The 25,538-nt window shown below is 60.6% G+C and carries 19 protein-coding genes and 4 pseudogenes; 18 read left to right on the top strand and 5 right to left on the bottom strand.

From position 1 onward, the window contains the following. The first annotated feature begins 169 nt into the window (after window positions 1-169). Complete coding sequence (locus QA640_RS39905) at window positions 170-412, top strand: hypothetical protein (RefSeq protein ID WP_283038096.1); 243 nt, start codon at window positions 170-172, stop codon at window positions 410-412. Between the two features lie 59 nt (window positions 413-471). Here the strand turns inward: QA640_RS39905 and QA640_RS39900 are convergent. Continuing rightward, window positions 472-570 (bottom strand): annotated as a pseudogene (locus tag QA640_RS39900) (XRE family transcriptional regulator); the annotation flags it as partial. An 885-nt stretch (window positions 571-1,455) separates the two neighbouring features. Here QA640_RS39900 and QA640_RS39895 point away from each other — a divergent pair. The 6 genes and pseudogenes from QA640_RS39895 to QA640_RS39870 form a co-directional block, all read left to right on the top strand. Further along, window positions 1,456-1,785, top strand: a pseudogene (locus tag QA640_RS39895) (strawberry notch-like NTP hydrolase domain-containing protein); the annotation flags it as partial. Window positions 1,786-1,988: 203 nt separating this feature from the next. Next, window positions 1,989-3,011 (top strand): toprim domain-containing protein, encoded by a 1,023-nt coding sequence (locus QA640_RS39890; RefSeq protein ID WP_283038095.1) that lies wholly within the window; start codon window positions 1,989-1,991, stop codon window positions 3,009-3,011. Window positions 3,012-3,309: 298 nt separating this feature from the next. Continuing rightward, complete coding sequence (locus QA640_RS39885; RefSeq protein WP_349253680.1) at window positions 3,310-4,818, top strand: PLP-dependent aminotransferase family protein; 1,509 nt, start codon at window positions 3,310-3,312, stop codon at window positions 4,816-4,818. A gap of 43 nt (window positions 4,819-4,861) precedes the next feature. Further along, complete coding sequence (locus tag QA640_RS39880; protein ID WP_283038094.1) at window positions 4,862-5,488, top strand: FMN-binding negative transcriptional regulator; 627 nt, start codon at window positions 4,862-4,864, stop codon at window positions 5,486-5,488. Between the two features lie 47 nt (window positions 5,489-5,535). Beyond that, a pseudogene (locus QA640_RS39875) lies at window positions 5,536-6,161 on the top strand (LysE family translocator). 371 nt (window positions 6,162-6,532) lie between these two features. Next, the gene (locus QA640_RS39870; RefSeq protein ID WP_283038093.1) at window positions 6,533-7,471 is read left to right on the top strand and encodes a DUF2493 domain-containing protein; all 939 of its coding nucleotides are present in this window, start codon (window positions 6,533-6,535) and stop codon (window positions 7,469-7,471) included. Between the two features lie 2,335 nt (window positions 7,472-9,806). Here the strand turns inward: QA640_RS39870 and QA640_RS39865 are convergent. Beyond that, window positions 9,807-10,244 (bottom strand): VirK family protein, encoded by a 438-nt coding sequence (locus QA640_RS39865; RefSeq protein WP_283038092.1) that lies wholly within the window; start codon window positions 10,242-10,244, stop codon window positions 9,807-9,809. A gap of 1,168 nt (window positions 10,245-11,412) precedes the next feature. On the opposite strand from QA640_RS39865, the pseudogene QA640_RS39860 reads away from it, so the two are divergent. Next, window positions 11,413-11,976, top strand: a pseudogene (locus QA640_RS39860) (IS630 family transposase); the annotation flags it as partial. A 472-nt stretch (window positions 11,977-12,448) separates the two neighbouring features. After that, window positions 12,449-14,641 carry a hypothetical protein gene (locus QA640_RS39855; protein WP_283038091.1) on the top strand — a complete coding sequence of 731 codons (2,193 nt, stop codon included), beginning with the start codon at window positions 12,449-12,451 and terminating at the stop codon, window positions 14,639-14,641. Between the two features lie 49 nt (window positions 14,642-14,690). Here the strand turns inward: QA640_RS39855 and QA640_RS39850 are convergent, their stop codons facing one another. Next, window positions 14,691-15,251 (bottom strand): hypothetical protein, encoded by a 561-nt coding sequence (locus QA640_RS39850; RefSeq protein WP_283043136.1) that lies wholly within the window; start codon window positions 15,249-15,251, stop codon window positions 14,691-14,693. Here QA640_RS39850 and QA640_RS39845 point away from each other — a divergent pair. From QA640_RS39845 to QA640_RS39830, 4 genes are all read left to right on the top strand, one after another. Beyond that, the gene (locus QA640_RS39845; protein WP_283038090.1) at window positions 15,232-15,798 is read left to right on the top strand and encodes a hypothetical protein; all 567 of its coding nucleotides are present in this window, start codon (window positions 15,232-15,234) and stop codon (window positions 15,796-15,798) included. The genes QA640_RS39850 and QA640_RS39845 overlap by 20 nt on opposite strands. Window positions 15,799-16,602: 804 nt before the next feature. Continuing rightward, window positions 16,603-17,754, top strand: coding sequence for an IS110 family transposase (locus QA640_RS39840; protein ID WP_283038089.1), 1,152 nt, complete (start codon window positions 16,603-16,605; stop codon window positions 17,752-17,754). A 551-nt stretch (window positions 17,755-18,305) separates the two neighbouring features. Next, window positions 18,306-18,605 (top strand): DUF736 domain-containing protein, encoded by a 300-nt coding sequence (locus QA640_RS39835; RefSeq protein ID WP_283038088.1) that lies wholly within the window; start codon window positions 18,306-18,308, stop codon window positions 18,603-18,605. Between the two features lie 143 nt (window positions 18,606-18,748). Then, on the top strand, window positions 18,749-19,069 hold the full coding sequence (locus tag QA640_RS39830) for a DUF736 domain-containing protein (protein WP_283038087.1): 321 nt from the start codon (window positions 18,749-18,751) through the stop codon (window positions 19,067-19,069). A gap of 161 nt (window positions 19,070-19,230) precedes the next feature. Here the strand turns inward: QA640_RS39830 and QA640_RS39825 are convergent, their stop codons facing one another. Beyond that, on the bottom strand, window positions 19,231-20,196 hold the full coding sequence (locus tag QA640_RS39825; protein WP_283038086.1) for a LysR family transcriptional regulator: 966 nt from the start codon (window positions 20,194-20,196) through the stop codon (window positions 19,231-19,233). 170 nt (window positions 20,197-20,366) lie between these two features. On the opposite strand from QA640_RS39825, the gene QA640_RS39820 reads away from it, so the two are divergent. The 4 genes from QA640_RS39820 to QA640_RS48485 all read left to right on the top strand — a co-directional run bounded on the left by QA640_RS39820 (window position 20,367) and on the right by QA640_RS48485 (window position 23,474). Beyond that, on the top strand, window positions 20,367-21,440 hold the full coding sequence (locus QA640_RS39820; protein ID WP_283038085.1) for an aromatic ring-hydroxylating dioxygenase subunit alpha: 1,074 nt from the start codon (window positions 20,367-20,369) through the stop codon (window positions 21,438-21,440). A gap of 10 nt (window positions 21,441-21,450) precedes the next feature. Then, window positions 21,451-22,452, top strand: a complete 1,002-nt coding sequence (locus tag QA640_RS39815; RefSeq protein ID WP_283038084.1) for a PDR/VanB family oxidoreductase — start codon at window positions 21,451-21,453, stop codon at window positions 22,450-22,452. 450 nt (window positions 22,453-22,902) lie between these two features. Beyond that, complete coding sequence (locus tag QA640_RS48490; RefSeq protein WP_349253679.1) at window positions 22,903-23,037, top strand: hypothetical protein; 135 nt, start codon at window positions 22,903-22,905, stop codon at window positions 23,035-23,037. A 194-nt stretch (window positions 23,038-23,231) separates the two neighbouring features. Further along, window positions 23,232-23,474: a Fic family protein gene (locus tag QA640_RS48485; protein ID WP_349253678.1), complete on the top strand. Its 243-nt coding sequence runs from the start codon at window positions 23,232-23,234 to the stop codon at window positions 23,472-23,474. Window positions 23,475-23,514: 40 nt separating this feature from the next. Here QA640_RS48485 and QA640_RS39805 read toward each other — a convergent pair whose 3' ends face one another. Next, complete coding sequence (locus tag QA640_RS39805) at window positions 23,515-23,796, bottom strand: helix-turn-helix domain-containing protein (RefSeq protein WP_283038083.1); 282 nt, start codon at window positions 23,794-23,796, stop codon at window positions 23,515-23,517. Window positions 23,797-23,834: 38 nt separating this feature from the next. On the opposite strand from QA640_RS39805, the gene QA640_RS39800 reads away from it, so the two are divergent. Next, a complete protein-coding gene (locus QA640_RS39800) occupies window positions 23,835-24,965 on the top strand; it encodes an IS630 family transposase (RefSeq protein WP_283038082.1) in 1,131 nt (376 codons plus the stop codon). Window positions 24,966-25,538 lie beyond the last annotated feature (573 nt).

The following is a 25,538-nucleotide window of genomic DNA, read 5'->3' as shown; positions in this document are numbered from 1 at the left end:
TGCCTTGGTGTCACGCGGCGATGATAAAGGGCCCGTGCCGTCGCCGGATTCCCTCTGAGCCCAGCAGGAGGGTCGAATCCAATCGCGGTTGATCCGTCGGATAGAGCTTGGGCGATGCCAGTTGCACCCATAACGAGAAAGTCCGCTGTGTCGCACGCTGGATACGAGAATGGAGTCGGTGGGGCTTTCTTATCTTCAACGCGACGTAGCGGCCCGGCACGAACTTGCCCGGCCGTGCGGTCAATCGCAACCTTCCCGCGGTCGCTCCGCCCCGCGGATGGTGCTCGCGCTTGACGCTGAGAAGGAGGAGCTGCGCGTGCAGATGCATGCGTTCAAGGACTTGGACTTGGAGAAGCGCTGGGAGCGGCTTGTGGTGCTCGTCGTCAAGAAGCTGGCGCTGCTTTTCCACTGAAACCAGCTTGAAGTGTCCCGAAGCACCTTGGACAGGTCAGGCTGCTTCAAGTTGACAAGCTTGGCGCCTTCCGTCTGGGTGATCTCCCGCTCCGCCCTCAACCGTCTTAGCTGAACAACTACAGCAGCCTTGAGTTGGTGCTCCTCGGCGTTCGGCAGGCCGAGATCGGCGAATATGTTGCCTAGCCCCAGCTATGGGCGGGCAGCTTTTTCTTACTCTTCGACAGTCTCCCTTTGTCGTCCCGTGGATAGCCTCGGCGTGCCGTAGGCGCTGCCGAATCAAGTCAATGTGTCGTTGCGGCGTGGTAATGCCGCTGGTGGATATTTCTTCTGGAACGAGGCCGAGTTGCAGGCGCTCGAGCTGCGCAGGGACCCGATCCTTTCAACTTGAAGGAGGCGACAAATCGGCGGTCGAAACGTTGGATGAAGAACAGCGGCGAAGGCGACTTTGCCGGAAGTCGTAGTCCACCGCATGAAGCGACGGCGAGGGACGGGTTCTCCCGTCCCTCGCACTTCTTCTTGGCTTTTGCCGATTCGGCTCCACGCCTGTGGTCCAGGCGAGGGCGTTTGTGCGGCTCCCTGTGATGAAGAGGAAGAGGGGCGACGGGCAGGTTTGAGCCCGTCGGATCACGAGAGAGCGCCGGCGGCTCGATGCGCAACCGCTCTCCTCAGGTTTTCCATATGTTCAAGCCATCAGATACTACTGCCGCGGCTGCCGCAACGTTCTCGCCAGCGGCAACATCTTTTCTTCGTGTCACGCGCCGTCTACTCCCAAGCCGTGAGCGCCGCCTGTGCATCGAAGTGATCTTGGGTCGCGCCATGGAAGTTGGGTTTGATCTCATCGACGCGACCGGCTCCTGGGATTGGAACAACGCCTGTGACGCCTGCGAGGCGGCAACCGTCCTGTCCGTTCGCTCGGTTATCCGTGCCAAGCCAGGATCGCCCATTTCCATGCTGCCGATGCTTTCGAAAATCACGGGGTTTCTCACGGCCCGAGCACGGCGCCGGGAAGATAGTGGGGCCCTTGAGCCGTTGTTGATGCAGCGCCAGATCGGCGGCATCTTGATCCACGATTGGACGATGAGACGGCTGCGCGGCGTCTGGATTAACAAGTCGGACAAATTGACGGAGGATGCACGGCCTGAGTGGTCCGTGCTCGATGTGGAGCGGCTGCTTATCACGCGTCTCCGACGGTTTTGCCCGAGCTCGCCGATCCGGATCCGGCTTGCTTATGGCGTCCTTTTTACGACCTACGCCACGCTACGCGCCGATCGACGAGGCAAGAAGCTGTCGCGCGTCAGGCTCATTATGGAATGGTCAGGCTCTGACTTCGACGGAGTGATTGCTTTCGACGGCTACGCAATACGGAATGCCTCTGCCAATGTGCCGGCAATGACAGCTGACGCCCGTAACACACCAGGGCGCTCGATGTTCGTGCGACTGATAGCCTCGCCCAAGGGGCCAGCCGGCAAACGGGTTGCGCCGCGAGTTATGTCGCGCATCTGGGCTTGGGTGCTGTCTCACGGACGCTTGGCAGCTTCTACGCAACACAATGTCAGCGCTCGGGAGGTCAGGTGATGCCCCGTGGCGCTTCCGAACTGGCGCGCCGTCTCGCCCGTGATGCCGAGGCGGTCTGCCGCCATTACCTGTCCAACGGGCGGCGCCAGGGGCGCTACTGGATGGTGGGCGACGTTCGCAATACGCCTGGCCGGTCGATGTACGTCCGGCTCAGCGGACCAGACTCCGGTCCCGGCGCCGCCGGACATTGGACCGATGCTGCCTCGGCCGAACATGGCGATCTCCTCGATGTGATCCGCGAGAGCTGCGGTTTCACAGATTTTCGCGATGTCGCCGAGGAGGCACGACGCTTTCTGAGGCTGCCGCGCACCGAACCGCGCCGCAGCCCAAAGACCATCATTCGCACACCCGTCCCCGCCGGATCGCCGGAAGCAGCGCAGCGGCTCTTCGCCGTGTCGCAGCCGATCCGCAGGACGCTCGTCGAGACCTACCTGTGCAATCGCGGCATCAAAGCTGTTCACGATGTGGGCGCGCTGCGGTTTCATCCGCGCTGCCACTATCGCCCGGACGACAGTTCGCCGACTGAGACCTGGCCGGCGATGATCGCGGCCGTCACCGATCTTGCCGATCGCGTTACCGGCGCGCATCGCACCTGGCTTGCGCCGGACGGCTTCGGCAAGGCACCGGTCGACACGCCGCGACGGGCCATGGGCGGTCTCCGCGGCCACGCCGTCCGCTTTGGCGCGGCCGACGACGTCCTCGCTGCCGGCGAAGGCATCGAGACGATGCTGTCGCTGCGCTATGCGCTGCCTGCCATGCCGATGGTCGCTGCGCTCTCGGCCAACCACCTTGCTGCCCTTCTGCTCCCGCCGACGCTACGCCGGCTCTACATCGCCCGCGACAACGATGCGGCCGGCGACGCGGCTGCGATGACTCTGACCGAGCGCGCCCACGCGGACGGTATCGAGGCGATCATCTGGTCACCAAGGCGTGGCGATTTCAACGAGGATCTACGCGCCCTCGGCCTCGATTCACTTCGGGCAGCCTTGCGGGGCCAGCTCGCACCCCAGGATGTCGCGTGATTAATGCTTCGCTGAGGCCGGGGCGGTTTGACGATCGGCCTGCGGCGGCAGATTACGTCGTGTTGTCCGTTATGTGCGGACTGCAGTCGATATTGGACGCTGGAGCGGATAGGCGGCCTTGTCCGCCTCTGTCCGACTTGCGGTGCAGTAAGCCGGCAGCTATCTGAGATACAGCCACCGTGGCGCTAGCGCATTTCGGAAGGTAGCTTTTGACCCTGAGTAGAACTCGTTGAATTGAAGAGTGCTCGCCAACTTCAAAGTTTGGCGGTTGGGAGAACAAAATATAGAGGCTGAAGAATTGGCTTCAGAGCGCCATGGGCGGATCGGTTCACGCCAGATCTACGAAACACTTCGAGATCAGATTCTCGAAAGCGTCTACAGCACCGACGGCCTTTTGCCCTCGTCCCGCGCACTTGCCGACGAGCTGGGCGTCTCGCGCTCCACCGTGACGGTCGCTTATGAACAACTCGCCGCGGAGGGCTTCATCGAGATACGCCATGGCGCCCGGCCGCGTGTCGCCCCCGCCATCGTCGATCGGGGACGTGAGCGAGTCTCGTCCCGGGCAGCGACGCGCAATGCTCGGCTGTCGAAGTTCGGCGAGCGGTTGCGACAGGACCTCCCTCGTTGGATCGAACCGCCGCGCGACCTCGTCGCGAATTTCCGGTATGGCGATCTTTCGCCGTCGGACTTCCCGGTGCTCGCATGGAAAAAAGCCATGGTCGCGGTAATGACCCGCAAGCCGGACCGCCTGGCCTACGACGATCCCTGCGGCGCGCTGCGGCTCCGAACGGCGCTCCAGGGATATCTTTGGCGGTCGCGAAGCGTGCGATGCGACGTCGATCAGATTGTCGTCGTGAACGGATCTCAGCAGGGGCTCGACATCTGCGCGCGGCTCCTGCTCGACGCCGCCGACTGCTTTATCATGGAGGATCCCGGCTACCTGATGGCACGGCACACCTTCGCGGCAACGGGCGCCACCGTGGCCCCGATCCCGGTCGATCGAGATGGCCTGGAGACGGAGCGGCTCGATACGGTTAAGGCAAGGCTCGCGTACGTCACGCCCTCGCATCAATATCCGCTGGGCGGCGTCCTGCCGATCGGGCGCCGGCACCAGCTGCTCGCCTGGGCCAGAAAGTGCGACGCCTACGTGATCGATGACGACTACGACGGTGAATACCGGTACGATACAAAACCGGTCCCTCCGCTTCACGCCCTCGAAGGCAGCGATAATGTCGTCTATCTCGGGACCGTATCCAAGACGCTCTCGCCGACGTTGAGAATCGGCTACCTCGTCGTTCCTCCGGGCTTGCGATTCATGTTCCGGGCAGCAAAACAGATCATGGACAGGCACACACCGTTGGCCGGACAGGGTGCCCTCGCTTCAATGCTTGAGAGCGGCGCCTATGACAGCCACGTCAAGCGTGTCCGCCGACGCAACGCTGAGCGCCAGCGGGCCCTACTCGACGCCTTGCGCCACAGGTTTGCAGACCGCATCCGGATCGACGGCGCCGACGCCGGTCTTCACGTCGTGGTGTGGTTCGACGATCTGCCGCAGGAAGCCGAAGAGGCACTGATCCGATCGGCGCGGTCGAAGGGCGTGGGCGTCTATCCCGTCTCTGTCCTCTACGATCACCGCCGGGCAGGCCGCCGACCGCGGCCGGAAACCGTTGGTCTAGTTATGGGTTTTTCGGCTTTGGAGACGAAGCAGATCGAACGCGGCTGCAAGCTCCTGGCCCAAGCCATCGACGAAATCAGTGGTCGGCGAACTGGACTGGCAAAAAATGAGAAAACTGGCAGTTCAACGTGAGCCAGATTCGCCTTATCTCCGGACGCAAGAACGGAGAGACGGTATGTACATTCCCCCAGCCTTCAAGGACGACAACATCGACAGCATCCGCGCGACCATCCGGGGTGCCCGGTTGGCGAACCTGGTGACGGCCACTGCCGAAGGTCCTGTGGCGACGCCCCTGCCGCTCTTTCTCGACGAAAGCGAGGGCGAGCTTGGTGTGCTGTACGGACACCTGGCGAAGGCCAACCCGCAGTGGCGCGTGCCTCGCGTCGGCGACGCGCTAGTGATCTTCATGGGTCCCGAGGCCTACGTGACGCCGTCCTGGTATGCGACCAAGCAGGAGACCGGAAAAGTCGTGCCGACCTGGAACTACGTCGCTGTGCATGCCTACGGTCCAGTCGAGTTTTTCCAGGAACCCGAGCGCCTGCTCGACATAGTGACGCGGCTGACGAACAAGCACGAAGGGTCGCGCGCCAAACCGTGGGCCGTCTCCGATGCCCCCGCCGACTTCATTACCGCCCAGTTACGCGGAATCATCGGCGTGCGCATCCCGGTCTCGCGGTTCGAGGGCAAGCGCAAACTGAGTCAGAACCGTCCGGAGGCCGACCGCGTGGGCGTAGCAGCCGGCCTATTGGCGAGCGAGAACCAGGATCGGGAAGTGGCCCCCTTGATACCCGTTCCGGCTTAAGCGAGACGGAGGGAGCGCCGGATGCGGCCGGAAAAGCGGGAAATCGGATGTTCGATCTGCAAACCCTCCTACTGTTCCTCGCGGCTGCCATGATCGTGGCGATCACGCCCGGGCCGGGCATCTTCTACATCGTTGCCCGAACGCTCGTTGGCGGGAGAACCGAAGGGCTGGCGTCAAGCGTCGGTTTAGGTCTCGGTGGCCTTGTGCACGTTCTCGCCGGGCGATCGGCATTTCCGCCCTGATCATGGCGAGTGCCGAAGCCTTCGCTTTGCTGAAAATCGTGGGTGCCTTCTATCTCATCTGGCTCGGTCTCAAGATGTGGCGCCAGGCGCGCATCGCCGAGCCTGCGGAGATTCGCACCACCGGAGCACGCCGCGCACTGCGAGAGGGTATCGTCGTGGAGGCGCTCAACCCTAAGACGGCCGCCTTCTTTCTCGCCTTCATTCCCCAGTTTGTCGACACGACCGGAAGCGTGGCCGTCCAGTTCGTTGGACTCGGGACGATCTCTGTCGCTCTCAATACCAGCATCGATCTCATCGTGACCCATTGGGCGTCCAAGGCGAGAGCCGGTCTCGCCGAACGGCCGGCATTCATCGCGAAAACGCGAAAGGCATCCGGCGCCGTCATGTGCGGATTGGGAGCTGCACTGCTCGCCGCGCGTCGGCCGATCTGACCGTCTCAATTCGCTGCTTAGCCTTTTCCTGCGCTCAATGCTGCCCGGTCGCGATCGAGGCCGGTTGAACACAGCCGGCAGCTTAATGACCGGCCCTGTGAGGTCGACCCTTGCGGATAGAGCCGCCCCTTGGCCTTCTAGAGGCGATCGGACGGCAGGCGGCACGGCCCTGCAATGGCAAAGGTCACGGCTATTTTCCGCCGGCGCGTTCCGCGCCTTTGCATCGCGAAACAAAATAGCCGCACCTCTGCCATCCTCCGCTTCGCTTCGGCCCTGCGCTTCGCTTTGGGTTCTGGTCCGTGCCGCTCGCCGTCGGATGATCGCCACGAAGGCCGCGGTGGGCGCGGCCGATCCGAAAAAGGACCTCACCCATGGCGACCGAAAACGACGATCCGCAATTCGAACCGCACCACGCTTCATCCCCGACCGATCACACTCTTGCCGAACTTCAATTGTTTGGCTTTCGTCCTTTGCAAGATGAACCCGATCCTCGGCCCCTTCCCGAAACCAATGCAATCACCGGCGCCATCGCCGACATCTTCGATGCGCTAGTCTCGACCCTGAACGATACGTGCCTGGAGCCTGACCTTGAGGACTTGCTCTGGTCTGCCGTCAATCTCTTCCATCGCGCTGCCGAACGCATCGAACGAGAACTTGACACCAATGAGCAAGCGCAGCAGAGGAGCCAACGCGAGCAGAACGGATCGGAAGTGGCATCCGTCGAGCTCGAACGGCTTACCGCCGAAGGCATTACGCTGATCGAACGTCGCAACGCCATGGAGTTCTTTCGCGACCAGGCTGCCGAAAGTTTCGAAGTTCACACTGGCTCGCCGTGGCGGGCGCGCTCTGGTTCAGTCGTCAATCATCGCACTCTCACCGCCGCGATGATCGACAGCCGAGACTTTCTCGCTGCCAGGCGCAGGGCCGAAACCGAAGTGATGCTCCCTCGTGGGCCCAAGATCGCGCTCACCGGAGGGCTGGATTTCAACAACGTCAAGCTCATCTGGGATCGGCTCGACAAGGTCCACGCAAAACACCCTGAGATGGTTCTGTTGCACGGCGGCTCGCCGAAAGGGGCCGAGTTGATCGGTTCAAAATGGGCCAGCAATCGCAATGTTCCGCAGATCGCCTTCAAGCCGGACTGGACGAAACATGCAAAGGCCGCACCATTCAAGCGCAACGATGCGATGCTGGAGGTCATGCCGATCGGAGTCATGCACTTCCCGGGCACAGGCATCCAGGACAACCTCGTCGATAAGGCCAAGAAGCTCGGCATCCCGGTCTGGAAGTTTAGCGAAGACGGCGCGTGAGCGCCGTCTTAATTGACGCTGAAATCGACGTCTCAGCACCATAAAGAAGATAGATGTCCAAGCATTTTCATTGCTGCATCCGGGTGCTGAGCGGTCCGGGCCCGCTGCATCCCGCATTCGCTGACGCGCTTGTGTCAAATTTGAATGTCCGCCTCGACTAAACTATTGGGGTCTAGTGAACGTTTCTCTGGCGTTTGTTCTTGCGGACGGCGCAAATCGTGCGGCGTCTGATCTAGCGGTCAATGATCCGCCGAGCTCATGCTGAAACGCGTAGTTTCTACGGCTCCGAATGGGGAACGGATAACAACATCGGCGCCGGTAGATTGAAGACCGATTTTCCCGCGTAACCGAATCAATTCCCAAAAGTGTATCTGCCGTTTTATTGGCCGACCGCTTTATCGGCCGCCGTGAACGCGAAGAGGTGCGGCTGTCTTAGCGAGCCAACTAAACGAAGCCTTAGCGCCCTCAGATGGAGCTCTCACGCCTCCGAGTCACAAGGCCACGCGCTCCGACGGTGATCGACAACCGAGATTGAGTCTTACGGAATGGTGCGTCGAGCACCTGCTCGATCGACGTGATTGAACAAGCTTGGAGTTGAATGGGCTCTTGGAAACTCGCTCTTGTCCCTCCAAGTCGTTCGATCAAAGGATTCTCTTAAGTGGTGAGCTGGCTGATGCGTCGGCGAGCGGGGTAGGCTCAGCTTATATAGCCTGCTGCGCCCGCCGCGCTTCTCGGAGCCGAATGCGTTCTTTCGGAAGAAACATGACCTTGGAATGCGATTGCTTCCGGCCGGCCTGTTCCAATCCTTCTCCTTCTTTATTAGGTTTTGCCCTGCAATCAGATTGTTCTTGCGAACGCGCTGCCTCGCTCGCCCAAATGTCGGCCCCCACAAGAAGGCGCTGCACACGCGCGCGGCGCCAAGGCGATGGAGACTGCCGTGCGCTTTACCTGCATTCGTGCAGTCAGTGCTGTTGCGATCAAACCAGCCGAGAACGTACTGGCTGGCCCTGACCACTCAATTCTTTTCGCCACTTGGAGCGGGTGAGGGAGGGCTTCGGCAAGCCGTGCTCGCAGAGGGACTTCCCTCACCCATATCGTGCGCCCGGCTAGAACTTCTTGGTCGATATCGTCGTCCTAGAGAACACCTAAGATGACGCCCTTGCGTGATCAGGCATTAGGACCCTCTTGCGAAAACGGGGCACTGCAACCGCTATTTTCGCGAGCAATCTGTAAACTAGGTCCTTAGCGTCGGCACGCCTCCGGGTAACGTGAGCAGATACCAGCGGGATCCGGGCTGGGATCTACACACTCCGGGTCACCGGTGCAGAGAACGGGTGGTTCGGCTGCGAATGTATTGATGTCGAAATATTGTGCAGCGTGCCTAGCGACGTAGACGACACTGGACACCGCCGCAGCGAACGCGAGCGCGCCCGCCGATATGAGCAATAATTTTTTCATTCCGAACGTCACTTCCTTAGGTTGACCTCAGCCCCTTTCAACCTAACAGTGTCAACGTGAAATGCAAATCTAACACAACGTAAGGTTTAGAAATTTACAGTACCGCGAACGATGGCGGCTAATCGCGTAGCCCGATTTCGCCGAGTAGCGGCAGGTGACTGCCGACGCGGCAAGTTGAATTGCGCGACACCATCATTTGCAATGGCCATTTCCTCTGATGTCGCACTGATGAGGAACATAGATCACTCTTCATGTCTTCCGGCGATATCGATCTGTCACGGCTGAGCTGACAGAGGCTGTCGGCATGCGTTGGTGTCTGTCAGGAACAGCAGGGATAACGATTGTCATCTGCCCGATGTTAAGTCTGCCCCAGCTCAGAACAAGGCGAGATCGTTGGCTCACCCACTTGCGGCGCGCCCCCGGTGCAAACTGTTCGATCAACCCGCCTCTTCGTGCCGCGATCTATGGGCCTATAAGCAGGTTTTTGGCCTTGCCAACAATGTAAGACACTCCAACTGGGCGGCGCCTCGTTCACCCAGCCTCAAATGCGCCTGTCGCGCTGGCGAAGACGGTGCAAGCGCGACCAGGCTGGCGAATCGAAAAGCCGTGGTTGGGTGCCATTAGCCCTGGCCCGAAAGCGGTGGTCTGATGCCCGCTCTCGAGGGCCACGCAATTGGCGTTTGACGCTCGAGACTTGTAGCTGGCAAAAAAAGCGCTTTTCCATCAAACATGAAGTAGCAGCCGAGCGCCAATTGGTCTTACTCAAGATCCGTGCGGGGCCGTCAACAATGAGGTCCCAACCGCGATCTTTTCGGGCAGTCGTTTGCTCCCTGAACCCGGCGGCCGGGAGCTCGGCCACTCGCGGTGCTACTTCCAATTACCAGACGAACTTCGCTCCGTCCGGCAGCTCGCACACGAATTCACCTTGATTCACGACTTCCGCCGATCCAGCGGCCAGCTTGGAGGCCCTCACCGTGAGCTTGCCTTCACGACTGAGGCTGTGGCGGATGTATTCCGTAACCGGGTGTCCTGAGCTGTCCAAGGTTTGATGCGCATTGGCGAAGCTGATGCCGTTCTGGGCGCTCACCCTGAAGGCGTTGATAGTCAGTCCGCCCTGCACGGCTGGCCCGGTCTTGTTCCCATCGGCGCTGGCACAGCGATTGAGATCTAGTATGACCTTCACATCCTTGCCGGCCTGCAGGGCATTGAGCACCTCCGTATATTTCGGCGAGGTCTCATCGGCCCTGACGGTCGTGCTCACGCCTGCAGCCAAAAGCAAGGATAAGATCGACAGGCGTCTGCCACTGAACTGCATATGCTCTTCTCCACCAAAAGATTCGCAGACGAAACAGCAATCTGCCAGATGTCGTATTCGGAACACCTTGGCGGATTTCAGACGTCAGACGAAGGTCGCATTCGCGACAACAACATGTGTTGCAACAGCATGCAAGTTCCAGCGAGGGCAAAGCTAACCTCACAACCTCGTACGTCAGCTTTGCAAAGTGAGATGTCGATTTGTGATATTTCCTGCACTGTTTATTCCGCCAGGAAATCTTGCGACGAGGCGCGCGGGGGCCTCACGAGCGGATTGGTTGCTGTCGCTCACTGTCTATGCCGCGCAATCTAAATCGAGGCTCATGCCCGTCCTGCATTAAAGAAGCGGCCCCTGCATCTGCGCTGGTCTTCGCTGTGGGGAGCTTGTTGATGAGTAGCTACGTAATGATACGGAGGTCGGCCGTCGCACTATCTTGATCTTCGAATTGCATCCTCTCCACATGACGCCATACAGACCAATCTATGATCCACAGTTCTGGCGAGATCGAGCGAAAGCAACGCGGACCAAGGCGGATGCGCTCGTACCCGGCAGACCCAGAGACAGGCTCCTGAAAGTGGCCGAGGAATACGAGAAGTTAGCCCGACATGCAGAAGAGTGCCGAGCGCTCAGAAACGATGAAGATTAAGCTTTGTGTCACGATTTCTGATCGTTCTTCGCCTTCCCGATTGAACTCTCGAGCGTTCCCAATCCATTGGGATGTCGGCGCCTTTTCGGCTCGCGGACGCCGGAACACATTGTAATCCGCCGATCTGCGCACTCCAATTCCGCAACGTACGTGTCCACCCGCGGAGTGCACACACTTTCGTCGATAATTGATTTCAGAGTTGGGCCCACGATCAGGAGAGGCAATCAAATTTGATTCCGATCGAAGAAACTGTCGTCGACAATATGCTCGCATCATTGACAATCAGCGCGCTGCAGAATCGGGCCGCTCCCAGCCACGAACAGGTGATGCATCACTTGGACATTGCGTGCGAGAGAGCGGGTCTCATCCGGACGCATGCATCTACGATCCGGATATTGGAGCGTATCTCACGTGAGATCAGTCGGGCGGAGTCGGTGTTGGACTTCATCGGCCGAGGTGAGGTGCAACCACACTGAGTTGGCGAATGAGGTTCCTCATACTTTTGTGACGCAAGGAAGCGGGACCGATCCTGACTTCGTCGCCAAGATTCGCGATGTCGTCGGCCTCTACGTGGCCCCGCCCGAGCGAGCCATCGTGCTGTGTGTCGACGAAAAGCCGCAGATCCAGGCGCTGGATCGGAGCCAACCCTCGTTCCCATGCGGCCTGGTCAGGTGGAACGCCGCAGGCACGACTACAAGCGCCATGGCACGACATTGCTATTTGCCGCTCTTGACATCGCAACCGGCCGGGTCATCGGCAAGTGTTACGGGCACCATCGCGCCACAGAATTCCGCAAGTTTCTTGATGAGATCGAAGTCGCCGTGCCGGACGATCTGGACGTTCATCTCGTCATGGACAATTACACAACCCATAAGACGCCGCTGATCCGTGCTGGCCAAGAGACCGCGCTGGCACGTCCATCTGACGCCAACCAGCTCATCCTGGCTCAATCAGGTCGAACGTTTCGTTGCCGTCATCACCGAGCGCAAAATCAGGCGCGGCATCTACCGCAGCGTGGCGGAGCTATGTACTGAGATCACGTCCTTCATCGAACAGCACAACGCCGACCCCAGCCCATTCCGATAGACCAAATCAGCCGACGACATTCTCAGCTCCATCGAACGCTTCTGCGCACAATGTGTCAGCCAAGGCCCAAAACGCCATGAACTTCTGGTGTAGGACACTAGATTATGCGCGATGCCCCGGATGCGGATTTTCGCCCGAAACGTCCGCGCGCCCATTGATGCGCCGATCGCGGGCAATTTACGGAGGAAAATGAACCCCCAATGCAAGGCGATCGAGTGGCGGGGTGCTGCCCCCAGCGCGCTCGCGAAAATTTCGCGCTTCAGACTGCGGTCATGTACTGCAGGTGATGATCCCGCAGCTGAGGCGGTCATCCCGGCATCGCTGTCTTCCCAGTACAGCAGCTGCGATGAAAGTGGACCCCAGGCAACATGGGCTTGTGCATCGGGAAAAACGCTCTTGGTCAGCTACTCGTCAGCGAAGCGGTCTAGCCAGGAAGGCTGCGCATTCTCGACTCTTCTATCGGAGATAAAATATGACGGGCATCGGCCGACCTGGCAAATCGCACGTTGGAGCTGCAGGAGCCGACAGCACTGGCGTATCGAGCAGTTCGAGCCTGGAGTTCGGCCTCGTCCCTGGGGAACGCAGTCAATCTTTCGACGCCGTCGTGGAGCGGATGCGCTCCGGGCCTCAAGATAGAACCGCGCCGCTCGTGAACCGGCAACCAACTTCGGATGTGGCGGCGCCAACACAAGATGAGATTAAGGCAGCCAAGCGAACGTTGGGCAGTCTGCTTGAGGACCTTAATACTTGCCGTAGGGCAGCCACGCGCGGCCGGACCTTGTCCGAGAGGCAAGAGCTGATCGATCAAGTCGTCAAGGCGGGCTCAGCAGTTCTAGACTACTACGCTGCTCTGCGCCGAGGTTTGGCTCGGCGCATTCTGCCCGACGATCGGGCTCGCCAGCTCCGCGATGAGACGCTGGCCGCGGCCGACGAATGTAACGCCGTGGCCGGTACTATTTTTGAAGGCCTGGACAAGAGCAGACAGAAAGCAGCAGACCTGGTCGGCAGGATCATGCGCACCGCTTCGCCTGACCAGCGGAACCGCGCGATTTCAGGCCTTGAGCCCTACTATGTGCAGTGCATGGAGTGGTGGGGAAAAAGAGCATTGCGCTCGGAACGGATGCAGTCTGTCTGCGCGGCTACTGCCGACCTACCAAGCTGCACGCCCGAGATGCGGAAGTCGGAAGAGGCCGCGCTCCGACTGCATACCGGCTATGCACTCAATATGAAGTACAAGTATTTGGAGTCGCAGATAACTCTCGCCCAGCTCTCGCTAGCGAGCAGGTTGGGACCAGCTGTGCGGGACGCCCTTATCGATGGAAACGGGCGCGTGCGTCTGCTCAGGACCTTCATGGAGGATGTTGTTCCGGCGTTCGACTCGACGGCCGACGCTGTAATGATGGGCAAGGGAGCGGCGCTTGACGCTGAGCACCGCGACGTTCTCGAAGGTGTCATGGAGCGGCTTTCGGAATTTGCGTCAGGAGTGAGCGGCATGATCTCCAGCCTGACTGACGCCGGAGCGACAGCCGATCTTCCCTTAAAATTGCTGGACCAGATCGTGGAAGGCGCTTGGCTTACAGCGGACGAAGTCACGCGGCTGCTGGCAGTTCAGCCAAAGACACCAGCCACGATTGAACCGCCGTCTTGGGCTGCGCTGCCGGAACATACTGCCGGGGTGGGCGAAGGCACTGCAGCGCGCAGGAAGGGCAAAGGCAGGCGCGCAACGGCCGCAGGCGAGGGGAGTTCGACAGCTGGGAGCGCTGAGCCGCAACTCGCCGGCTCCGACGCTGGCACGGGCCCAACACGCAAGGTTATCGTCCTCTCGGATCTGGGTACAAAGAAACTCACGAGCGCGGAGGAGGCGCGCGCGAGGGCGTCATCGTCGGCGAGCGGAAACCTGACGATGTGGCAGGCTCCGCCCTCCAGAGAAGCGCTGACGGGGCTGTTCAAGCGATTGGACGAACTTTTGCAGTTCGATCTGCCCGCTCAGCAAAGCGCCGTCTCGCAAGCGCGTCAGATGAAACCCGAGGACGCCGACCACGTCCTAAATATCGTCGTCGAGCGCCTCCAAAGACAGGCCGCCGAGATCGAGGCCTGTGTAGCCGCGCTGGAGGAGCCTCGTCGAAGTGGCTTGCTCACGCCCGCGCAAGTACCCGAAGTGCACGACAAGATAGTCCGGCTCAAGGCGATGTATTCCGAGGTGCAGGGACAGGCCAACTCATTGAAGAGGCAAAGAGCCGCGATCATGATCGATTGCATGAAGAGTTACGGCTTTCCCTCGCAGAAATACCTTGAACGGTTGCGGGCGGCCGGGGAGTTGGAGCCTCCGGATCCACCGCGCGCGTTGAGCGGCGATCCGGGGACGCTGTTCGAGACTAAGCTGCGGCCCAAGGCTCTGCGCAACGGTGCGGCGGCAAATCCGATGTGGGTGCACATCCATACCAAGCGGCCGGTACATGGGTGGCAGTTGGCGACGGCGGCTGACGCCGACTTTGCCGCTTGCCATGTGAAATCCAATGAACAGCGCGGCTACAATCGGCACTGGCAGAGCGCGCGAGCCGCGATGGGGCACGAAAACGTCGTGATCCACCGCGGCAAGCTCACGCCTGCATTCTGTAGGTCCTTGTTGAACGACGCAGTTGGCGGCCTGTCCGACGTCGGATAATTTGAGACTGATTAGGCTTTTCGCGAAGAGAGGCTCTGGCTCATCTAAGTTAGAGTTTAAGCAGCCTGCAGTTGATGCTGCAAGCGGCGTTTTGCGATGGTGCCGCGCTTGATGCGTTTTCGTTTCGCGAGGATCGCCTCAGCCCTGCCGAAGTACCGATGATGCAGGTGGCCAAGCAGCCAGCGCTCGACCATGAGGACGGCCTGCTCGACCTTGGCCTTGCGCGGCCGCGCCGGCAGATGGCGGTGCCGTAATGCGCCGCCATCTCCGCATAGGTATGATTGATCTGCGGGTCGTAGAGGCTCGCCTTGATGACCGCGACCTTGGTGTTGTCGGGCACCAGCAGCGCTGGCACGCCGTCGATCGCCGCGAAGGCGCCAACATGGGCGCTGATCCAGTCGGCGAGCCTCTGCGTCCACGTTGCCCGCGCGTAGGTGAAGCTCGATGCGCCGAGCACGGCGACGAAGATCTGCGCCGTTCTGCGCTCACCGGTGAGGCGGTCGACCACCACCGGCGCGCCATCGCCGGCATAGTCGACGAACAGCCTTTCGCCGGCTGGCAGGGAATCGGATTTCCCATTTAAGGCAGAGTTGCGTCTCGATTTCATCATTTTTTGGTTCTATACACCAAAGTGTGCCGTGGTGGTGGTGGAAGGCGCAGTCGCAACGCTTTTAAGCGGGACCACCACCGTGCTTGCCCTTGGACTTGCCCTTAATCTCGTTGGGCTCGGTCTGCTGTTCTGGCTGACCGTTACTCTGGCAGTATACGCCCTCCCGTTTTTTGTTGCCGTCAGCGCCGCTGCAATGGCATTGGATCACGGCAGCGGGATCATTGCTGCGCTCACCGTCGCCATCGTCAGTGCTGCGTTGACGCTTGCCGTTGCTCAATTCGCCCATTCCATGACACGGCTGATCACTGTGCGCGGCGTGATTGGGGCGGTTTTTGCTTTTCCGGCAGGAATTGCTGGTTTCCATTTGATGCTCGCGTTATCGCGGATCAGCGTGTCGTCGCCGTTCTGGTGCGAGGCCTTCGCGTATGTCGGCGCGACAATCATCGCGGGGAAGGCTTGGATGCAGGTCACTTTCGTTATCGGGCCAGGTGGAGAGCCAGCCATGACAAATTCTGCCTCAACCGGCTCTGACCGACGCAGCGCTTGAGGAATAGCCTCTGGCGATTGCTTTCCTTCGGCGTGGTCACCGGCCTTAGATTGGGCTGAGCAATTCGTGGAAGTTCTCCGCGCAAAGCACGTCCGTGACGGCTGGAGAGTGGGTGAGCGCGGAGCGGCGTGGTTCCTGGACGTCTTCCGACGAAACGTCCGCAGACCCGCATTCGTGGGGATGATTCGCGGCGAGCTCGTCACTCGGAGTGCGCAGATGCGTTGGCGGAGCTGGCGCGAGTTGTCGAACCCGATCCCATATTCGCCGCTCTCGCGGAGTACGAGAAGGTCGACGAAGCCTTGGCAGGCACAGCCGATGCGCTGAGACGGCCGAACGGCAATTGGACCAAGCAGGCGATCTTGATCCGCGCCTGCTCAGCGTCGGCAATCCTCATTATGACAAGGAGGGGCCGCCTTCGATCTTACATTGGGAGATCGACGAGTACACTCCGGTCGCCTTTTTGCGTTGCAAGTCGAGCTCTGCCACGTCTTCCGCTTAAGTCTGCGTTCAGCGCTCGGACGCACCTCGCCTCGTTGGCTTGATCTGGCCGAAGACCGGCTGCGCCTCGATCGTCTGTGCCGCAACGCCGCCGGTTGAGACTTTCTTCCCCTGGGCTAACGCCCATTCCTCGCGAGACAAGAAAGTCTCCCCGTCGGCGTCCTCCGCTTAACGCTCCGGCCCGCGAGAAAAAGCGGGTGCGTCGCCGATCGTCTTCGGCCCTCAGATCGCCATCGAGATCCTATGATCAATGGCGGCGACGTGTTTTGATGTGGATGTTGTGGCCGTCGAACAAGGAAGAGCAACATGACTCACAATGAACATCCGAGCCAGGCAACGCACAAAGAGATCAACGCGATCTTTGTTTCAGTGGAGTTGAGTCGGAAAACTTGGCTGATCACGTCTTTGTCACCAGGAGCTGGCGAGAAACTGTCCCGCCACACGGTCACGGGCGGTGACGTTGCCGGACTCCTCGAGCGACTCGTCGGCCTGAGACAGAAGGCTCTTAGACGTACGGGCCGGTCTTACCCGGTCATTGTCATTCAGGAAGCAGGGCTAGACGGCTTCTGGATGCACCGTGTTCTAGAGACGGAAGGCTACGAAAGCCATGTCGTTGATGCGGCCTCGATCGCCACGTCGCGGCGTATGCGCCGCGTGAAGACCGATCGGTTGGATGGAGAGACCCTCATCCGATCCTTGCTGGCTTTCAAGCGCGGCGAACCTCGCGTCTGCTCCATGCTACGGGTACCGTCACCAGTTGAGGAAGATCGCCGCCGCATCGTGCGGGAGCGCAAGGTGCTGATGGAGGAGCGCATCCGGCACAGCAACCGGATCAAGGGACTTCTCTTTTCGCAAGGGATCATTGGCTACGATCCACTGCGGCGCGATCGCCGAGAGCTGCTCGAGAAATTGCAGACGGGTGATGGACACACGCTTCCTGATCACATGAAGCGCCAGATACTGCGTGAACTCGATCGGCTGGAAGTGCTGCTGGACCAACTCAAGGCCGTCGAAGCCGAACGGAACGCCTTGCTTGAGGAAGAACGGCAATCAGCCCGCGAGGTTGGTTTGCTATCAAAGGTCGTCGGCGTCGGACCTGAGTTTGCCGCAGTGCTCTGGGGCGAAGGACTGTTCCGGCACTTCGACAATCGAAGACAGGTGGCGGCCTATGCCGGCCTCGCGCCGACGCCCTGGCAAAGCGGATCGATCGACCGAGAACAGGGGATCGGAAAATCCGGAAATCGACGTTTGCGCTCAACACTGTTGGAAATGGCCTGGCTCTGGCTACGCCATCAGCCGGGTTCGACGCTCAGTCGCTGGTTCAACCGGCGTGTCGCCCAAAATGGTGGCCGCTTCAAGAAGGTGATGATCACGGCGCTGGCGCGCAAGCTGATCGTAGCTCTGTGGAAATACGTCAGCGCGGGCGTTGTGATAGAGGGAGCGGTCGTCCGTCCATGACGACATCACCAGATCGCAATTCGGCCAGGGCCTAATCAGCCTGCCGGAACCAGGTGGACGACCGCACCGCGGCTTGGCTGAAGCGCCGTCATCGAGAATGGTCTCGTCCTCCTGAACCCTTGCCGCCGAAGGCGGGATTATGGTGCGGCCGCACGTGCGGCGACCGGATGTGAGGTTGATACGTGCATAAGCGCGGATCAGGAAATGGGTTCAGACCTTGGTTCAAGAGCGGAAACAGCCAGTACGGGTAGCGAAGAACGCGCTGAAGAGGCGCCGATCGCGAGCGTCGTTCTCTGCTGATGATGCCGGCGAAGCCCCGATACGGCCTCTCATTTCGGCGGGTCTAGCGTCGGCCCGGTCTTGGCCTGCAACGGCTTCGCCGACCTTCTTCCCCTGCGGCTGTGCCGCATTCCTCGCGCAGCAAGAAGCTCGGCTACCGCCGTCCTCCGCTGACGCTGCGGTCCTTCGGATGCAGACGTCCGGTCCGTCGCTTCTTGCCCGCCATCGAGGCCGCATCGGGCGGCTTCGGACAACTCTCAGGAGATACGACCATGGCTCAGATCGGCACCTTCACCCGCAGCGAAGACGGCTCCTTCGTCGGCACGATCCGCACTCTCAACATCAACATCAAGGCGACCATTAAGCCCGCCGCTAAGGAGAACGAACGCGCTCCCGACTTCCGCGTCACCGCCAATGGCGTCGAACTCGGCGCCGCCTGGAGCAAGGCGGCGAAGGACTCGGGTGCCGAGTACCTCTCGCTCAAACTCGACGATCCGTCCTTCACCGCGCCGGTCTACGCCTCCCTCGTCCAGGGCGACAACGGCGAGCACAAGCTCATCTGGTCGCGATGACCGACCAAGGGCGCTCCGCTTCCCGGCGGGGCGCCCAGATTTCTTCCTCGCCACTTCGCAGCGTGCATAGCGCCTTGACGAGTGGCTCCTCATGTGAGGCCGCGGTGGTCGCGGGGCTCGAAACAACCTCAAGGAGAAGTGACATGGCTAGCATCGGTTCTTTCAAAAAGGTCGGAAACGATTTCCAGGGTGAGATCGTCACGCTGAGTCTGCAGGCCAGGGGCGTGCGCATCGTCCCCGAGGCCAACCGCTCAAACGAGAACGCTCCCAGCCACCGCGTCTATGTGGGCCGGGCGGAAATCGGGGCAGCCTGGTCCAAGCGGTCCGAGGAAGGTCGCGACTACCTCTCGCTCAAGCTCGATGACCCTTCGTTCAACGCGCCCATCTACGCCAACCTGTTCGACGATGAAGCCGGCGAAGGCTACACCCTCCTCTGGTCACGGCCGCGCAAGTCCGGCGAGTAACCCTCGCTCCGCCAGCGCCCCGCCCGATCTCATCGGGCGGGACGCTTTTTCTGAGCCGACAGGCGAAAAGTGGAACGAGGAGACTTGTGCTGCAGTAAAAGTGAGGAAATCGGTACGAATCCGGGAGAAGGAGACAGTCGCATGCCGATAGGCCCGGAGAGTCAAACTCCGGCATTGATGCTGCCGCGACTGCGCCCGGCGGCCGCTGCGAGAGCCGCCTTGTAGGGCAAAGTGCCGGCAATTCGGGCCATGAGTTGCCTCAGCCACCGGTGGGCGGCGGAATGATGCGTCCGGGACGTCCAGGTCATGCCGACTTGAAACGGTTCGGGGAACGGACACGACGTTGCTACGACGGATTTGGCGATGTTCGAGGCGATGCGGCTTGGCACCGTCGAGACCAGATCCGTGCCGGGAAGAATGTGGGCGAGATCAGAGATGCTCGGTACCGTGACCACTTGGTTGAGCGACAGGCCGCGTTCATCGAGCCCTCTAAGATAGCCTGAGCGCCAGGTACCTCCATAGCTGACGACGGCGTGGTTCGCCTTGATATAGTCGTCGACGCGCAACTTCCTGCTCGCCAGCAGATGATTGCGGTGCATAACGCACACATAGTGGTCATCCAGCAGATGGCGATGATAGAAGCTGTCCTCCTGCACCTCGTAGGGGCCAATGAGAAGATCGGCTTCGCCGCGTTTGAGAAACGTAATGCCTTTGGCGCGCGCTGTCTTGACCTCCAGCAGCAGGCGCGGCGCTTGGCGCCTGATCTCGGCGATGGTGCGCGGCAGAATGATCGAGCGTTCGTAATAATTGCAGGCGATCGTGACCCGCCCTGACGCGCTTGCGGGATTGAAATCCGCTGGCTGCATCAGCCCCTCGAAGCCCTCAAGCAGGCGGCTTGCACACTCAACAATCTCGATGCAGCGAGGCGTTGGCGCGATGCCGCCGTGCTGGCGCACGAACAGCTTGTCGTGGAACGCTGCGCGCAGACGGTCCATGGTATAGCTGATTGTCGATTGGTTCGTACCGAGTGCTTCGGCGGCCTTCGAAAACGAGCCGAGTTCCGACACCAGCCGCAAGGTACGGATCGCGGCAAGATCAATCGCGAGCGGATCCCGATCCTTTGCCATCTTCTTACGATCCTCCGTGCGGAAACCAAACCACCATATCGAAAGAGTAGATAAGGGATATCAACTCTGTCCGATTGTCTCATAACCATTGCCAACGCAATCTGCTCGAAAATGGGAGTTAAGACGGCAAGCCCGCGACCATCGACCAAAACATGGAGATAGCTGCGCCCATGAACGCACCCAAACCCTTTCCGCTCAATGCCTGGTATGCGACGGCCTGGTCCCACGAGATCGCCCGCGAGCTATCCGCCCGCACCATTTGCGGCAAGAACGTCGTGCTCTACCGCCGTCTTGATGGCGCCGTCGCGGCGCTTGAGGATGCCTGTTGGCACCGACTGCTGCCCTTATCGCTCGGGCACCTTAAGGGCGACGACGTCAGGTGTGGCTATCACGGGCTGGTCTTCAATTCGGCCGGCCGCTGCTCTTACATGCCCGCGCAGAAAACGATCAATCCGTCTGCCTGCGTGCGCGCCTATCCGGTGGCGGAGCGGCATCGTCTGGTCTGGCTATGGCCCGGCGATCCGGCGCTGGCCGACCCTGCCAAAATTCCGGATTTTCACTGGAACGACGGTAAGCAATGGGTCGGCGAGGGCGGCACCTTCTATCAGCTTAAATGCGACTATCGCCTGGTGATCGATAACCTGATGGACCTTACGCACGAGACCTATGTGCACGCCGGCAGCATTGGCGACGAGGCGATCACGGCTGCGCCCTTCGAGGTGACCCACACGGGCAATACGGCGACGATGACGCGTTGGATGATCGATATCGAGCCACCCCCGTTCTGGGGCCGCCAGCTCGCACGGCCTGGCCGGGTCGATCGCTGGCAGATCGTGACGTTCCAGGCGCCATCGGTGGTCGTCGGTGACGTAGGCGTGGCATTGACACATACAGGCGCGCCGCAAGGCGACCGCTCGCAAGGCGTCAGCGGCGCATTCTTGGCAGCGATCTCCCCGGAAACTGAGACGACCTGCCACTATTTCTGGAATTTTGTCCGAAATTATCGGAAGGAAGACGCACAGCTGACGAGCGAACTCCAGCGCGCCCATGTCAATGGTGGGGCAGGCGTCTACGATCAGGATCACCGAGTGTTGGAGGCGCAGCAGGCCGCCATCGCCAACAACCCGCGTTCGCCTTTTTACGATCTCAACATCGACGCGGGCGCGCTCTGGGCACGGCGGTTGATCGACCGAATGCTGGCCGATGAGCAGGCCCCCGTAAGCGCGAACGTTGCGGCCGAGTGAGTGAAAAGTCATGGCCAAGCCGATGGAGCGGATTAGCGCACGCCTTCGCGCCACTCGCGATCTCACTCCTGACGTCCGTCTCTTCGAGATCGAGCCGGACCGTCCATTGGTTAACGTAACGCCTGGCAGTCACATCGACGTTCTTGTGCCGACTGATGGGCGGCCGCAGCTTCGCAGCTATTCATTGCTGGGACCTTGTACCGACGGACTGTATCGCATCGCCGTCAAGCGGCTCGCATCGAGCCGGGGCGGATCTGCGGGCATGTGGCGCCTCAAGGTGGGCGAACGACTCATGATTTTCGAGCCGAGAAACAGTTTCGAACTAAGCTACGGTCGGCCCGACTACCTGCTGCTGGCCGGCGGCATCGGCATCACGCCGATCTACACGATGGCGCTGGCACTGAATCAAGCTAACGCGAATTTTCGCTTGCTCTATGCCGCACGTAGCCGTCGCGACCTCGCGCTTGCCGACGAGCTGACCACTTACGTCGGCGAGCGGCTTCAGCTTTTCGTCGGGGAGGAGGGACAGCGGATCGACATCGGCAGCGAGATCGCCCAACTTGACACGCGTGGTGAGCTCTACGTGTGTGGCCCGTTCGGCATGTTGGAGACGGCCAAACAGCTTTGGAGCCAGGCGGGCAGGCCCACGGCGCACCTCCGCTACGAGACGTTTGGCAATACCGGTGGCTTCGCAGACGCCCCATTCAAGATCAGGATTCCCCGATTAAGCCTGGAAATCGACGTCCCTGCTCATCGCTCCATGCTGGAGGCGCTTGAAGATGCCGGTGTCGACATGATCTTCGGCTGTCGACGCGGAGAATGCGGTCTTTGCGTGCTGCCGATCCTGGAGGCGTCGGCTGAGGTCGATCATCGTGATGTGTTCTTCAGCGGTGAAGAGCGAGCGATGAACAGCAAAGTCTGCACCTGCGTGTCGCGCGCGGCGAGCGGTTGTGTAACGATTGATACCCCTGATCGAACGCCAGACCAGCGTCATTCCTCCAAGGTCTCGTAGGCCGGGTTCGGGGCCACACGGGCGAGTAAGCCTCGCTCGCCAGCGCCCCGCCCGATCTACTCGGACGGGACGCACCCTTGGGAGTCAACAACAAGGCACACGCGACGGCGGTCTGCCTCATTCCAATCGGCGCCCGGCCAGACGACCAAATACTTACGCACTCGTTGAAACGCGCTATTCTAGCAAGGCCATCGACGGCAGATTTTGCACCCTCAACGGTCGCAGAGTGCAAAATACCTCTGTTCGTGGTAGGATGTGCTCATACGTCCGCTGCCAATAAGCTGCCAACCCGGTCATCTGCCGGGAGCGTTTCGCGAAGATCAGCGCCGTGGGAGGCATCAAGCCTTGCGCCATGACGAAGCGGGTTGCCTAGTTTGACCGCGATGGGCTGTCGGTAGCTGAGCGGCGCCGGCAAATCATCAAGGCCTACAAGAAGAGCTCGCCCCTTCGATGTACGACGCCGTTGAAGTCCCGTACTGCTATCCGGGCACGACGGTCCTCAAGAACAAACTGAACCTCAGGAAGCAAACCGAGCTGGACGCCTTCGAGGCCGAAATCACGACTCAGCGGGTCAAGGAGCCGTAGCCTTCCGGCAGGTTAGGCTACGCGCACTGCAAGCCCATCGACAAGCACCTCTTCCAAGATGTCCTTGTCTGAGCGGGAATAATCCGCAAAGTCCGGATATCGAAGGGAGGCAGCATGTTCTGCCGTTTGGAGAGCATCGACCGCGAGCTGTCGAAGCTGTTCGGCTCCCTGGCCACGCAAAAGCATAAGGCACCATGGCCAAAGACTTTGCGGCAAAGGCCGCACACTTCCTGGCTGAGCTGAATGCGATCCATCCCTTTCGCGAGGGGAACGGTCGCACAAAGCTCACCTTCCTGACGCTGCTCGCCGATACTACCGGTCACCCTCTCGACATCGAGCGTCTTGATCCGGAAGCGGTGATGGGCGCCATGATCGAAAGCTTCGGTAGCGATGAAAAGCCGCTTGCCGAGCTTATCTTCGGGCTCGTCAGTAAGTAGTGCCCCCAGCGCCTATGCCGAGACTGCGGCTAGTAGTTCATCACAGTGATTTTGACGTTTTGATGCCGAGCCATTCGAGGATGGGCAAGTTTTCGGGTGGCAAAAGAATCTCGATGCTCCGGGGAACACCGGGCTGACGGCGAATGAAGCCGTTTCGTTCGAGGGTGACGATCATCTGGTGGACCGACGGCGGGCTGACGCGGAAATGGCGCTGCATGTCGGTTTCGGCGGGTGGGCGTCCGAACATGTGCGCGTAGGTGTAGATAAAGGCCAGGTAGTGCCCCTGCTTCTCCGTGAAGCGCGTGCCTGATTTTTGACTCATCGCTGGATTCGTCCCGGCCTCCGACAAGGAGGCGAAGCATGAATGTACGTTATCGGGTCGAATTGAGCCAAATCGAGCGGGACGAACTGACGGCGATGCTCGGCGGCGGCAAGCATGCCGCCCGCAAGCTCAAGCGGGCGCAGATTTTGCTGGCGGCCGATGCCGGTAGTTGCGACGCGGAGATTGTCCGAACCGTCCGGGTCAGCCTGTCCAGCGTCGGCCGGACCAAGCGCCGCTTCGTGGAAGGCAATCTGGAGCGGGCCTTGAGCGAGGAGCCGCGTCCGGGCGCAGAGCGCAAGCTGACCGGCAAGGAGGAGGCCCTGCTGGTGGCGACGGCATGCGCCAAGCCGCCCGCCGGCCGCAAACGTTGGACGCTGACGCTGCTGGCCGACACGATCGTCAAGCTCACCGATCATGACAGCCTGTCGGGCGAGACCGTGCGTCGCCGGCTGGCCGAGAACGACCTCAAGCCATGGCGCAGGGACATGTGGTGCATCCCCCATGTCGATGGCGAATACGTCGCCCGCATGGAGGACGTGCTCGACCTCTACGCCGAGGCGCCGGATCCCGTCCGGCCGCTCGTCTGCTTCGACGAGACCCCCGTCCAGCTCATCGGCGAGGTCCGTCAGCCGATTCCAGCCGAGCCGGGACAGCGCGAGCGCTACGATTACGAGTACCGCCGCAACGGCACCGTCAATCTCTTCGTTACCTTCGACCCGCATCGTGGCTGGCGCAACGTCAAGGTTACAGACCGCCGCGCCGCCGTAGACTACGCGCACTGCATGCGTGAACTCGTCGACATCCATTATCCCGACGCCGCCTGCATCCGTGTCGTTCAGGACAATCTGTCGATTCATACCGCCGGCGCGCTGTATCAAGCATTTGCGCCTGCCGAGGCCCGTCGCATCCTGCGCCGCCTCGAATTCCACTACAGCCCGAAACACGCAAGTTGGCTCAACATGGTCGAGTGCGAGATCAGCGTGCTGCAGCGTCAATGTCTCGGCCGTCGCATCGACGACCCCAAAAGGCTCCGAAACGAGATCGCCGCATGGCAACGGCCGCGAAATAAAACCCGACAACGCATCAAGTGGATGTTCACAACCGACAAAGCCCGCGCCAAACTCCGCCGCGCCTATCCAACGACCTCCAAAGAGTCAAAACCACTGTGATAAACCACTAGGCGATGCCCAGCCACTGCACGCTCAAGGGCGGCCTGCCGCTCGTCTTGGCCCTTGATGCATGCCGGACACGATGCGAGTGGCCCGTGGAGGAGCTCATTCGGATAACGGATAAGTACCAGCCCGATTACATTGAGCGGACACTCGGCTCGCCGCAATCGCCAAATGCGCAGTGGCGAGCAAAGTCCGCCTTAACCGGTCCGCATGGAGTGAAGGAATAGTGCTTGGCCGCTATGTCTGGGATTGCTTTCTTTTCGGGCGGCCCCGATCATTGAAAAGCTTCTGAACAGGGCGGCGGTCTTCGTTCCGCTAGACCACGGCTGGGCCGGCCTTATTCGGCGCTATCAGGGGTCAAAGGGGAGACGGTCGGGGTTTTTTCTCAGCGACAATGTCGCCGTTTCCCGCACCCTCTTTCTTTCTCTACCTCGAAACCGGTCGCCTTCTTGTATTGCAAGTCGAGCTCTGCCAGGTCTTTCGCTTAAGTCTGTGTTCAGCGCTCGGACGCACCTCGCCTCGTTGGCTTGATCTGGCCGAAGACCGGCTGCGCCTCGATCGTCTGAGCCG

Source organism: Bradyrhizobium sp. CB82 (assembly GCF_029714405.1).
In the GTDB taxonomy this organism is placed as follows: domain Bacteria; phylum Pseudomonadota; class Alphaproteobacteria; order Rhizobiales; family Xanthobacteraceae; genus Bradyrhizobium.
Note: the sequence above shows the minus strand (reverse complement) of the source record. Positions and strands in the feature narration are given on the sequence as shown.

Excerpts from the sequence above, each read along its gene's own strand:
- QA640_RS39805 (WP_283038083.1), bottom strand. The coding sequence starts at position 23,796 with ATGAGTCAAAAATCAGGCACGCGCTTCACGGAGAAGCAGGGGCACTAC.
- QA640_RS39865 (WP_283038092.1), bottom strand. The coding sequence starts at position 10,244 with ATGCAGTTCAGTGGCAGACGCCTGTCGATCTTATCCTTGCTTTTGGCT.
- QA640_RS48490 (WP_349253679.1), top strand. The coding sequence starts at position 22,903 with ATGTACGACGCCGTTGAAGTCCCGTACTGCTATCCGGGCACGACGGTC.
- QA640_RS39850 (WP_283043136.1), bottom strand. The coding sequence starts at position 15,251 with ATGATGAAATCGAGACGCAACTCTGCCTTAAATGGGAAATCCGATTCC.
- QA640_RS39825 (WP_283038086.1), bottom strand. The coding sequence starts at position 20,196 with ATGGCAAAGGATCGGGATCCGCTCGCGATTGATCTTGCCGCGATCCGT.
- QA640_RS39800 (WP_283038082.1), top strand. The coding sequence starts at position 23,835 with ATGAATGTACGTTATCGGGTCGAATTGAGCCAAATCGAGCGGGACGAA.
- QA640_RS39905 (WP_283038096.1), top strand. The coding sequence starts at position 170 with ATGGAGTCGGTGGGGCTTTCTTATCTTCAACGCGACGTAGCGGCCCGG.
- QA640_RS39835 (WP_283038088.1), top strand. The coding sequence starts at position 18,306 with ATGGCTCAGATCGGCACCTTCACCCGCAGCGAAGACGGCTCCTTCGTC.
- QA640_RS39840 (WP_283038089.1), top strand. The coding sequence starts at position 16,603 with ATGACTCACAATGAACATCCGAGCCAGGCAACGCACAAAGAGATCAAC.
- QA640_RS39855 (WP_283038091.1), top strand. The coding sequence starts at position 12,449 with ATGACGGGCATCGGCCGACCTGGCAAATCGCACGTTGGAGCTGCAGGA.
- QA640_RS39880 (WP_283038094.1), top strand. The coding sequence starts at position 4,862 with ATGTACATTCCCCCAGCCTTCAAGGACGACAACATCGACAGCATCCGC.
- QA640_RS39870 (WP_283038093.1), top strand. The coding sequence starts at position 6,533 with ATGGCGACCGAAAACGACGATCCGCAATTCGAACCGCACCACGCTTCA.
- QA640_RS39890 (WP_283038095.1), top strand. The coding sequence starts at position 1,989 with ATGCCCCGTGGCGCTTCCGAACTGGCGCGCCGTCTCGCCCGTGATGCC.
- QA640_RS48485 (WP_349253678.1), top strand. The coding sequence starts at position 23,232 with ATGGCCAAAGACTTTGCGGCAAAGGCCGCACACTTCCTGGCTGAGCTG.
- QA640_RS39815 (WP_283038084.1), top strand. The coding sequence starts at position 21,451 with ATGGCCAAGCCGATGGAGCGGATTAGCGCACGCCTTCGCGCCACTCGC.
- QA640_RS39830 (WP_283038087.1), top strand. The coding sequence starts at position 18,749 with ATGGCTAGCATCGGTTCTTTCAAAAAGGTCGGAAACGATTTCCAGGGT.
- QA640_RS39820 (WP_283038085.1), top strand. The coding sequence starts at position 20,367 with ATGAACGCACCCAAACCCTTTCCGCTCAATGCCTGGTATGCGACGGCC.